This window comes from Lunatimonas lonarensis, from assembly GCF_000390185.1.
Taxonomy (GTDB): Bacteria; Bacteroidota; Bacteroidia; order Cytophagales; family Cyclobacteriaceae; genus Lunatimonas; species Lunatimonas lonarensis.
The window spans coordinates 30,861-41,465 of record NZ_AQHR01000041.1 but is presented as its reverse complement, the minus strand read 5'-3'; the positions used below and the strand labels follow the sequence as shown (position 1 = coordinate 41,465).

The window sequence follows — 10,605 nt, the reverse complement described above, 5'->3', positions numbered from 1 at the left end:
AAAACAAAGATAGTGTATTCTCCGTATCTATTTATTACCGATTCGTTACCATTTTGGGCAATTGGATCCTTGGTTTTTTGTATACGTGCAGGCGATCCGCATAATACGGGTGAAAGTAGCAGACCAACCAGGTAATGTAGATCATAGAAAGATGCTCAATTGGTAGTACAGGTAATTTGTTTGGAGAGATGCCCATAAACCCGGAAAATCCCGAATTATTCATATCCCAATCGTGTTGTTGATTAAATTAGTATCAGTTTGGTATGGAAGTTGCGACCAATGATTTTGGTAGGGTTTTCTACCATGCAGTTTTTGATATTTTATTTCTAACCTTAAATCGTAAAAACGTATGAAATCAGCTAAAGTATTGTTCGGAGCCCTCGCAGGTATTGCTGTCGGCATTCAGATAGGAATGTTAATTGCACCAGAAAAAGGGGTTGATACCCGTAAGAAACTGTCAAAAAAGGGTGAAGCCTACCTGAGCGATTTCAACAAGCAGCTCGACAGCCTTTTGAAAGGATTTTCCGACAAGTTTGACAAATTCAACAAGGAAATTTCGAAAGTGGCAGAGGAGACCAAGTCAAAAAGCAGCGAGTTGATTGCTCAGGCAAAAGACAAGGTAAAATAATCCAACCGGATTCCATTCAGCATGGTCAATGGGTATTTTCCATTGACCATTTTTTATCACGTAAAACCAAACATTTCATATGTCGCTTAAAAACAAGACTGCATTTATTACCGGAGGAAATACCGGCATCGGCTTTGGGATCGCAATGGCCCTTGCCAAAGAAGGGGTAAATGTAGCCATTAGCAGCAGGTCGTTGGACCGTGCAAAGGAAGCCGCTAAGAAAATAGAAGCTGCTGGAGTAGATGGGCAGGTAATGGCGTTGGAGGTTGATGTGAGGGATTTTGAAGCGCAAAAAGCAGCGGTTGCAGCCATACAAAAAGAATGGGGCAAGCTCGACTTTTTTGTTGCCAACGCCGGCATAGGGCACTTCGCACCCATTCAGGAACTAACCCCAGAACAGTGGCATGAAACGATAGACACCAACCTCACCGGTGTATTTTATGGGATCAAAGCCAGTGTAGATGCGCTAAAGGCTACCAAAGGGTTCTTCCTTACCATATCCAGCTTGGCGGGCACCAACTTTTTTGCAGGCGGATCAGCCTATAATGCCAGTAAATTTGGACTGACCGGATTCTCACAGGCCATAATGCTGGACTTAAGGCAGGAGGGCGTTCGGGTCAGCACCATCATGCCGGGCTCGGTAGCTACCGGATTCAACAACCATGAGGTGAACGAAAAAGACGCATGGAAAATCCAAATAGAGGATATTGGCGAAATGGTGGTTTCCCTCTTTAAGCTGGATCCCCGTACGCTTCCAAGCAAGATTGAAGTTCGACCAAGCCAAACCCCGGCCAAATAGGGACAATTTGGGGAATAAATTCCCCGTAGATAAACCTTAGCCCTGATCATTTCGGCTAAGGTTTATTTTTTTCAAAGGCCAACGGTCCAAGTTTAACCAGACTGATTTGCTCGTAGGGACTGTTTTCGCCTTTTTCATACAAACACAATACCTCCCCTGAGGGAAATACGGCCAGTGCCGAATAGGCCGAGGGCCCGTTGTAAAGGGTAACCCAGGTTTCCCAAGTATTGCCATGGTCCTTGCTTACCTTGACCTCCATGTGCTCCCTTTTCGTGCTTGCCGGATTTGAAAAGAGGAGAATTGGCGATGCCCCATGAGCCTTTCCATCGTAGCGTATCAAAGCTGCCTGGCAGACCGGTTCTATTAGATCCTCTAGGTGGACAGCCTCACTCCATGTTATTCCCCCATCCCGACTTTTTGACTGGGCCCTTCTGTTCTTTCCATAATAAGACCGCATATTAATGAGTAACGTGCCCGCTTCATCGTATAACTCTACCAGTTGGCTTTCATTCATTTTGGGTTGGATGACCCCACCCAACTGCCAGGTTTTGCCATGGTCATCGCTAAATATACTGTGTGCACCGTATTCAAATCCCCCGCCGGACAGCGTACCGGTGGGCTCATCGTAGCTATGGTTGGCGGGCACCACCAGTCTGCCCCTGTAGGGCCCTTGGCTAAGCTGTACACCCATGCCCGGTCCGGTCGCATACCAGCCCCAGGAAGGATGCTTGGCTACCGCCGTGATATCTTCGGGAGCAGACCAAGTCAATCCGTCGTCATCGCTGCTGCTTACAAACACCCTGCGGGTATCTTTCGCCCGCTTGGCAATGATATCCCGTTCATGGTCGTCGCCCCGATTCCAGGTAAGCAATAACCAAACCTTCCCCGTTTCGTGGTCTACCACCGGTGCTGGGTTGCCACATACATGCTCGCCGTCATCCCAGACGACAACCAAAGGTCCCCAGGTCTCTCCCCCATCGGTTGACCTACGCATGACCAGGTCGATGTCTCCCGTATCCGAGGTACCGTGCTTTCTTCCCTCTGCAAAAGCCAAAACAGTCCCTTTGGATGTCACAACCAACGAAGGAATACGAAAGGTGTGATAGCCATGGGACCCATTTACAAAAAGATCCCGTTCCCAGAGAATGGGGTTGGATGCCCTTGCATCGAGTAGGGGCATAAACGATAACAGAACACAAACGATCAGTACGGTTAGGGGATTTATTTTCATAGGAATACAATGGGTTTATTTACTGCTGTTGGCCCGAAAGGATGCTACAGGTTATTCGCTTCGTTCGACTGGCAGGGGATATCTTCTTATCTCCAGTAGATTCTCCCGCTGTAGGAAGGTATTTGCAATGGTTTTAACTTGATCCGACGTCACGCCAACCACCCGGTCTCGTGCACCCAAAATCGTCTCCAGTGGCATATCCGAGGAAATGGCGGCCTGTAATTGACTGTGCCAAAATCCATTTCTCTTCATATTCTCATCCAAACTTATCCGCTTTGATTCCCGCACCTTGAGAAGATCTTTTTCTTCCGGTCCGTTTTCCTGGATTTTTTTGATCTCTTCCCAAACCACATCAATCAGCATGTCTACGTTATCGGGACTACAAGGAAAAGAAATCGAAAAGCTGAAGGATTCGTCCGGCACCCGGGAAAGGGCCCCTCTTGCCCCTACCCCATACACCCCCCCGATCTCCTCTCGGAGGGTTTCAATAAGCCGGATCGTGAGGATCTCACCAAGGTACGATACCTGCTGGTTTTTGTCAAGATCATACGCTGCGGGACCACTGAAATACATGATTACCTGGCTTTTGTCATCACGGCCCACTTCTATGCGTTCCTGTATCCCACGGGGTATTCGGATACCCAAATCCCGGTACTCATCCCGCCGGGTACCATCACCCGGTAGGCTACCCAGGTATAACTCAATCAGTGGAATTACCTGTTCCAGGTCCAGATTCCCTGTGAACAAAAATTCAAAGTTTGCCGCATTCGCAAAACGCTCCCGGTAGATCTCCAAACCCCGCTCCAGGTCAATCAGATCCAACTGCTCCGGATCATAAATACCCATGGCACGCAGATTACCTTGGTTTACGATCTCGCTTACGCGCTTGTTAAACTGAAAATCAGGATTGGACTGTGCCGTTTCCAGCTGGTTTCGTTGATTTTCGATATACACATCGAATAACTCCCTATCTAACCGGGGAGCGGTAAAATACAGGTGCACCAGTTGAAGGGCCAACTCCAAGTCCCGAGGAGAGGTGCCTCCCGATATGGTTTCTCCATAGGTGGATAGGTTCGGTGTCACAGACACATTTTTGCCGGTCAACACTTTTCGAAGAGCTGTTGGACTAAAGTCTCCTATGCCCATCACATTAACCATGACACTAGCATAACTGGCCGCATAGTGATCCTCATCCGGATAAAGCGAGGCGCCTCCTCTCCCCATCCCGGTAAAAATGATCTCATCATTCTTGTAGTCGGTAGGTTTAAAAGAAACCCGCATACCGTTACTCAGCGTTACGGTAGTAACTTGCACTTCATCGTTGACGGTCATTTCCACCACTCTTCCCGGCGAGGGGAGCGTAGACATCAACACCTCGGGAAATACTTCCTCGTCGTATGGTTCTAAGGGTAAAGCCTTTACTTTTTCAAACAATAACCTGAGTTCTTCCTCCGAGGGGAGATCGCTGCGGTCTGCTTCGGGTGCCGTTACAATAAGGACGCGGTTTTCCTCCCTAATCAGCGTTTGTGCCATGGCGTTGACGTCTTCCAAGGAAATGGCAGGAACCAACGCTTGGTACAGGTGATATCGGATCTCCTCTCCCTCTGCAAAGGAACCTGTCAAAAAATGGGAAACGTAACGGCCAACCAGGTTTCTGGACTCCATTTTGTCCATCTCCTGAAACCCTCTATCCGCGCTGTTCAAAAGGGAGCGCTTCACCCGATCAAGCTCAGAGTCGGTGAAACCATACCGGAGCACCCGCTCGTTTTCGGTCAGGAAGGATTCTACGCCACGGAGGGTATTTCCGGTCGTGACTGCACCCGAAGTGGTAAAGAAGTCCAAATCCCGCACAAAGGATCCAAATCGGGCACCGGCATAAACAAAGGGAGCTTGGGGGCGTTGGCGGATTTCGTCCAAGCGCTGGGTCAACATGCCCCCCAACATAATACGGATGATACGGTTCCGATAGTCCGCTACGGTTACGGTAGGCTTGGGCTTATGCTTGTAGAAGAGCTGCAGCTGGATGCCAGGCGCTTCCTCATCCGTCAGCACGGTTATCAACGTCTCCTCATGCTCGGGCACCTCAAAGGAAACGCGATCCGGAGCATCGGAGGGGTTTTTCAGGCTACCAAAATACCGAGTGATCAGTTCAACCAAGGTGTCGGGAGCTACGTCTCCTGCAGCTACCACTGCCATGTTGTCCGGACGGTACCAATCCCGGTAAAACCTCCTTAAATCTTCGTAAGGCGCGTTGCGGATAATGTCCATATCTCCGATAGGTAGACGCTCCGCATACCGGCTACCAAAAAGCAGCAAGGGTAAGTATTGGTCCCGAAGTCGCTGATCCACGCCCTGACCTGTACGCCACTCTTCCACGATGATACTCCTCTCGGCATCGATATCCTCAGCCTCCAACAACAGCCCACCGGCCCAATCCTTCAAAACCGTAAACCCATTGTGCAACTTTTCCGGATCGTCGGTGGGGATGGGAAGTATGTATACCGTTTCGTCAAAACTGGTGTAGGCGTTCAAATCCGCGCCGAAAGAAACCCCTATGGATTGAAGGTAACTGATGAGCTCGTTTTTTTCAAAATGCTCCGTGCCGTTAAAGGCCATGTGTTCGACAAAATGCGCCAGGCCAAGTTGTGACTCATCCTCCAACACAGATCCGGCATTTACCACCAACCGAAGCTCCAGCTTGGACTCTGGCTTGGGGTTTTGCTGGATAAAATAGGTCAACCCATTTTCCAGAACGCCTGTGATCGCCCGATTATCCAAGGGCACTGTGTCCTGTAGGGAGACCTGCGAAAAAACGCCAAATGGACTCGCAAAAGACCCGATAAATAAAAGGAAGGCAAGGAGAAAATTAGGTATGCGTTGTAGTATGTGCATTTTGCGAAACAACCGGTAACGTGTCAACTCATTTATAAAAACCAAAGTAAGGCATTTTTGGTGATCAGTGCCCCTCTTTGCCTGTTAAATTAAACGTGTTGGCCGATTAATGTTGCAAATGGTGGATAACCGACCGATATTTATCCACCAAACGAAGGCACCATGCGAAAATTTCTCCTATACCCCCTAGCTTATTTGGGGCTCCTTGCCTGCCAACAACAGCCGTTGGCAAAATTCGAAATACAGGTGGATCTAGTGGAAAGGTTTGAAGTCCCTATCCATATAGATGTTGCCGGCATCGTCGACGGAACCCAGGCGGTTTTTCTGATGGATCCCGTAAGCGGTTCGAAGTATCCCGCTGAGCTGAACGGCGAAGGGTCGTTGGCTACGGTACTGCCCCATCTTCCTAAAGGGACGCAAGTCTTTCACCTTTTTGCCGGGACGATTCCCAGTGATCGCAGCGTTTCCGTGGAAGAAACCGATTCCGGCATCCAGGTTAATAATGGAGAAAACAAGGTGTTTTTTTACCAAACCGCCATGGCATTTCCAAAAGAGGGGCTGCCGGACTATTACAAACGCAATGGAATGATCCATCCCCTGACCAGTCCGGGAGGACAGGTGCTGACCGATGACTTCCCTGCCGGGCATGTCCATCAGCATGCGATCTTCAACGCGTGGGTGAACACGATGTTCAGAGGAGAAAAGGTGGACTTTTGGAACCAACACCAAGGAACCGGAACCGTAGAACACAAAGAAGTGCTTTCTATTTCGCCGGGAAAATGGCGTACGTCTTTTGCGGTCAAACAAAGCCATATTAGCTTAAAGCATGGCGAAGTATTGGAAGAAACCTGGGAGCTGACCACCTACCCCACCGAAGGATTCTTCGTTTTTGACCTTTGTTCAGAACAAATAAACACGAGTCAAGACACCCTGCACCTATTGGAATACCACTATGGTGGAATGGGTTTTAGGGGAAGTAGGGAGTGGAATGTGGTCGACTCCATTCATTATACCAACGAATGGAAAATCCTTACCAGCGAGGGTCACACCAAAGAAAGTGCCAACCATACAAAGGCCAAATGGATCAGCGCCTATGGCGAAATCGGCGGAGAAACCGCAGGCGTAACCGTATTTGGGCATCCCGATAATTTCCGTTATCCCCAAATTGTCCGGGTACACCCGACTATGCCCTATTGGGTCTATTCGCCGATGTATGAGGGTGGTTTCCATATAGCACCTGGCGCACGCTTTAAAGCAAGGTATCGATTCTACGTTCATCAGGGAATTCCAGATGAAAAGATCCTGGCAAGTATAGAAGCAGACCTAACCCGTCCTATATCTATTAAAGTATTACCTTAGTTAATATTAATTAACTTGCTGATTTTCTGTATTTCATGTGAACTTAATGCACGATCATAAACAGCCAATCCGCCCAGTTGGCCCTTAAAAAAATTGCCCATACCACGGCTGAGAACCACCGCCCCAACGGTAAAATCCGAGCCGTTATCACCCATCCCATCCGGGAAAAAGTAGGGATTTTTGGATTGGACCAACCCATCTGGCAAACCCTCGAATCCTTTGGTATTTCGTATCAATTCCGGCTGCCGTTCCTCAAATTCGCCATCCAAGTAAGATCGTATATGGGTACCATCGTACGTAAACGCGATAAAATGCCAGCTGCCCTTACTAAGTGTTTGCCTGCTTGCTGAGTAATCGGAACTATAAGGAAAGGGCGGCGTAGGTTTTCCCGTGAACGAAATATGCCCACAGACCTGGTCCCCACCGTTATAATGGGGCAAATGCACAAAGAGCCCATACTGTCGCCTGCCTCCGTCTGTATGTTCATTCCACATGCCTCCCACAAAGCCTGTACCCCCTTCCCAATTGACCCATGCCATGACCGTAACCCCCTGATTCTTTCCATGGATGTTTAACCGGCCGGTATGTTCGTTTGGAATCGCAAAATAGGCCGAATCCGATAAATAGGCGGCATACCCGGAAACCGGGCCACCGACTACGCGGGGGATTGGCCCGTTGATCTCCCGCAGGGGAAAATCCCCCACACCCTTCGCCATCCTTGGGTTCCCCTCCTCCTCCGAAAAATCCCAGAATGCAACCAACCCTTCTGTTTCAGACAGATAGGATTCAAGCGGAGACAGCGATCCTTTGCAAGCAGAAAGCAATGATCCAACTAGCACAGCCCACAGAGCGATATCCAAAAACCTACGAACCACCAAAACCTTTAACATTAAAATAAAATAGTTATTTTGCGAAAGTAACGATATTAAACGAACATTGTCTCTCAAACCAGTACACACATACGCATGAAATTTCGATCTTTTCTGATTACGCTGATAACCGTGGCCCTTATGTCCTGCCAAAACGAACAAGACACCTTTTTACAGAACAAAGTGATTGCCCACAGAGGCGCATGGAAGACAATGGGCCTTCCCCAAAATTCGATTGCTTCCCTTGAAGAGGCCTTTCGAATCGGCTGCATGGGTTCTGAATTTGACGTTTGGATGACGAAGGATGGTGTGCTCGTGCTCAACCACGACGCTGACTACGAGGGGTTGGTTATAGAAGAGGCTACCTATCAGGAAGTTTTATCCCTTCGCCTCCCCAACGGCGAGCGATTGCCAACCGTGGAAGAATACCTCCGAAGGGGAATGCAGCAATCCAAAACCAAACTGATCATGGAAGTGAAGCCTACGCGATTGGGAGATGAAAGAGGCAGGGAGATCGCGGCAAAAGTGATCGAGACCGTGAAAGCAATGGGTGCTGAAAAATGGGTGGAGTATATCACCTTTGACAAAAATATCGGAAGCGAGCTGATACGACTGGACCCAACCGCCCTTGTTGCCTACCTTACCGGAGAAAAAAGTCCCCAGGAATTGAAACAAGAGGGGTATGCGGGTTTTGATTACAACCTGAAAGTGTTGCGGGAAAAACCCCAGTGGATAAAAGAAGCCCAGGACTTGGGCCTAACCGTAAATGTTTGGACGGTCAACAAAGAGGAAGACATGCGCTGGTTGCTCGAACAAGGGGTGGACTTCATCACAACCGACGAACCCGAGCTATTACTCCAGTTGGTAAACGAATAAAGACCACCCTCCCTACTTATGTCAATCAAAATGCCTACCTCATCCATTTCGCGGGTATTACATACCGGCTTCGTTTACTTGATTCTTGTCGGAATGTCCTTCGGGCAGACAACGACCCCCAAAGCAAAACACGTGATCATGATCGGACTGGATGCGTTCAGTTCTAGGGGTTTACAGAAAGCGAATACTCCCGCCATGGACAAAATGATAGCGGAAGGAGCATTGGCACCTTATGCACGCTGTGTATTGCCTACGGTAAGTACCCCAAACTGGACCTCTATGCTGACCGGTGTGGATCCGGTACAGCATGGCATCTACGATAACAGCTGGGAGAGGGACGCCCGACATTGGGATCCGATACGCACAGGATCGGAAGACGTATATCCCTCCATTTTGTCCTGGATCAAAGCACAGCGGCCCGAGGCCAGAATGCATTTCTTTTATGAGTGGAGCGGCCTTTCCCGCATGTTTGAAATGAGCGTTGTTGACCGGCATTTCCGTTCCAAAGATGGAACCGAGGTATTTGATAAGGCGGTCGAACATTTTTTTGAGGAGCTGCCGGAGTTCCTGTTTCTGGGAATCGATGAAACCGACGGTGCCGGTCACAAGTATGGACACGACACGCAGGGCTACTACGACGCAATCACCTACTATGACCAAAAGATCGGGGATTTCATCCAACGGTTGGAAGCCGCTGACTTATTGAAGGAGACCTTTATCATGATCACGGGCGATCACGGGGGCATCAATTACGGGCATGGGGGCAGGACTCTTTATGAGTTGGAAATCCCTATTTTATTGTATGGCAAAGGCGTGACCCGAGGCAAAGTCCTGGAGGAACCTTATTTTATCTATGACGTAGCCCCTACCCTTGCGTATTATTTGGGTGTTATGCCTCCGGCAGGTACCATCGGAAGGGTAATGGAGGAAGCATTTAGTCCTGCTACCGGCTCAAAGGCCTATGTGCCTATCCCCCACATAGAACCTAAAGGTGGGTTTATCAACGCCTCCCAGGTGGATCTGACCCTAACCCTTAGCAATCCAAAAGGATCCCTCTACTACACCTTGGACGGAACGGTACCCACCGAGCGATCGTCCGTGTACAATGCGCCCATTCGGATTTCAGAGGATGCCCTGCTTAGCGTTGTGCATGTGGTGGACGGACAAGCAAGCCGGGTTGAAGTCAGTGATTACCGTCTAGCCACGGGAAACAGAAAAATTGCTTGGAAGTACTACGAGGGCAGCTTTACTTCGTTGCCCCCACTGGATAAGATGGCGCCGCTCAAATCCGGCAATAGCCATGAAATCAGCTTGGATGAAATCACGCACCGAGAAGACCAATTTGCGCTCATGTTCAATGGAACCTTGGCCATTGAAACCGAAGGAGATTATGTCTTCTATGCCAATTCGGATGATGGAAGTTTCCTTTTTATAAACGGAGAAAAACTTATCGACAACGACGGTTCGCACGGCCTGACCGAGGTGAGTGGAAAGATAGCCTTGACCAAAGGCACCCATTCCATCGAAGTTTGGTACTTCGATGATTTTGGAGGGCAGGATTTGAACTTGAGCATTCAGGGACCCGGCATCCCAAAGCAGATCCTGACCCATCGGTTTTTAAAGTAACTTAACCCCAAATCCCTGCGCCATGGCTGCTTATGTAATTGTGGAGGTCTCCATTCACGATACCGAAAAATACGAAGCTTATAAACGGTTAACCCCCGCAAGCCTCGCACCTTTTAAAGGACGTTTTTTGGTGAGGGGCGGAAAGACGGAAACACTGGAGGGCGACTGGAATCCGGAGCGGGTAATCGTGTTGGAATTTCCGACATCGGAACAAGCCCGTGGCTGGTGGCACTCGGATGCGTATGGCATCGCACGAAAAATACGTCAGGAGGCTGCCCATACACAAATGCTTCTTTTGGAAGGCCTGTAAAAAAATCGGCACTCC

At 49.1% G+C, this 10,605-nt stretch carries 9 protein-coding genes; 6 read left to right on the top strand and 3 right to left on the bottom strand.

What is annotated here, in order from left to right:
- The first annotated feature begins 349 nt into the window (after positions 1 to 349).
- Entirely contained in the window at positions 350 to 628 is a 279-nt protein-coding gene (locus ADIS_RS05820; RefSeq protein ID WP_010853442.1) for a YtxH domain-containing protein, read from the top strand.
- Between the two features lie 79 nt (positions 629 to 707).
- On the top strand, positions 708 to 1,427 hold the full coding sequence (locus ADIS_RS05815) for an SDR family oxidoreductase (protein WP_010853441.1): 720 nt from the start codon (positions 708 to 710) through the stop codon (positions 1,425 to 1,427).
- Positions 1,428 to 1,482: 55 nt separating this feature from the next.
- On the opposite strand, the gene ADIS_RS05810 is transcribed toward ADIS_RS05815, so the two are convergent.
- Complete coding sequence (locus ADIS_RS05810) at positions 1,483 to 2,658, bottom strand: sialidase family protein (RefSeq protein WP_010853440.1); 1,176 nt, start codon at positions 2,656 to 2,658, stop codon at positions 1,483 to 1,485.
- Positions 2,659 to 2,709: 51 nt separating this feature from the next.
- On the bottom strand, positions 2,710 to 5,550 hold the full coding sequence (locus tag ADIS_RS05805; RefSeq protein WP_010853439.1) for a M16 family metallopeptidase: 2,841 nt from the start codon (positions 5,548 to 5,550) through the stop codon (positions 2,710 to 2,712).
- Between the two features lie 162 nt (positions 5,551 to 5,712).
- On the opposite strand from ADIS_RS05805, the gene ADIS_RS05800 reads away from it, so the two are divergent.
- On the top strand, positions 5,713 to 6,909 hold the full coding sequence (locus tag ADIS_RS05800) for a DUF6807 domain-containing protein (RefSeq protein WP_010853438.1): 1,197 nt from the start codon (positions 5,713 to 5,715) through the stop codon (positions 6,907 to 6,909).
- On the opposite strand, the gene ADIS_RS05795 is transcribed toward ADIS_RS05800, so the two are convergent.
- Positions 6,906 to 7,799, bottom strand: a complete 894-nt coding sequence (locus tag ADIS_RS05795; protein WP_010853437.1) for a LamG domain-containing protein — start codon at positions 7,797 to 7,799, stop codon at positions 6,906 to 6,908. The two genes, ADIS_RS05800 and ADIS_RS05795, sit on opposite strands and share 4 nt — an antisense overlap.
- A 75-nt stretch (positions 7,800 to 7,874) precedes the next feature.
- Here ADIS_RS05795 and ADIS_RS05790 point away from each other — a divergent pair, with 75 nt between their 5' ends.
- The 3 genes from ADIS_RS05790 to ADIS_RS05780 are packed head-to-tail and all read left to right on the top strand — an operon-like array spanning position 7,875 to position 10,590.
- On the top strand, positions 7,875 to 8,654 hold the full coding sequence (locus ADIS_RS05790) for a glycerophosphodiester phosphodiesterase (RefSeq protein WP_010853436.1): 780 nt from the start codon (positions 7,875 to 7,877) through the stop codon (positions 8,652 to 8,654).
- An 18-nt stretch (positions 8,655 to 8,672) separates the two neighbouring features.
- Positions 8,673 to 10,280 carry an alkaline phosphatase family protein gene (locus ADIS_RS05785; RefSeq protein ID WP_155907174.1) on the top strand — a complete coding sequence of 536 codons (1,608 nt, stop codon included), beginning with the start codon at positions 8,673 to 8,675 and terminating at the stop codon, positions 10,278 to 10,280.
- Positions 10,281 to 10,302: 22 nt separating this feature from the next.
- Complete coding sequence (locus ADIS_RS05780; protein ID WP_010853434.1) at positions 10,303 to 10,590, top strand: DUF1330 domain-containing protein; 288 nt, start codon at positions 10,303 to 10,305, stop codon at positions 10,588 to 10,590.
- Positions 10,591 to 10,605 lie beyond the last annotated feature (15 nt).

What these genes read in the sequence shown, in the direction of transcription:
- ADIS_RS05820 (WP_010853442.1), top strand. Translation starts at nt 350, where the DNA reads ATGAAATCAGCTAAAGTATTGTTCGGAGCCCTCGCAGGTATTGCTGTC.
- ADIS_RS05815 (WP_010853441.1), top strand. Translation starts at nt 708, where the DNA reads ATGTCGCTTAAAAACAAGACTGCATTTATTACCGGAGGAAATACCGGC.
- ADIS_RS05810 (WP_010853440.1), bottom strand. Translation starts at nt 2,658, where the DNA reads ATGAAAATAAATCCCCTAACCGTACTGATCGTTTGTGTTCTGTTATCG.
- ADIS_RS05805 (WP_010853439.1), bottom strand. Translation starts at nt 5,550, where the DNA reads ATGCACATACTACAACGCATACCTAATTTTCTCCTTGCCTTCCTTTTA.
- ADIS_RS05800 (WP_010853438.1), top strand. Translation starts at nt 5,713, where the DNA reads ATGCGAAAATTTCTCCTATACCCCCTAGCTTATTTGGGGCTCCTTGCC.
- ADIS_RS05795 (WP_010853437.1), bottom strand. Translation starts at nt 7,799, where the DNA reads ATGTTAAAGGTTTTGGTGGTTCGTAGGTTTTTGGATATCGCTCTGTGG.
- ADIS_RS05790 (WP_010853436.1), top strand. Translation starts at nt 7,875, where the DNA reads ATGAAATTTCGATCTTTTCTGATTACGCTGATAACCGTGGCCCTTATG.
- ADIS_RS05785 (WP_155907174.1), top strand. Translation starts at nt 8,673, where the DNA reads ATGTCAATCAAAATGCCTACCTCATCCATTTCGCGGGTATTACATACC.
- ADIS_RS05780 (WP_010853434.1), top strand. Translation starts at nt 10,303, where the DNA reads ATGGCTGCTTATGTAATTGTGGAGGTCTCCATTCACGATACCGAAAAA.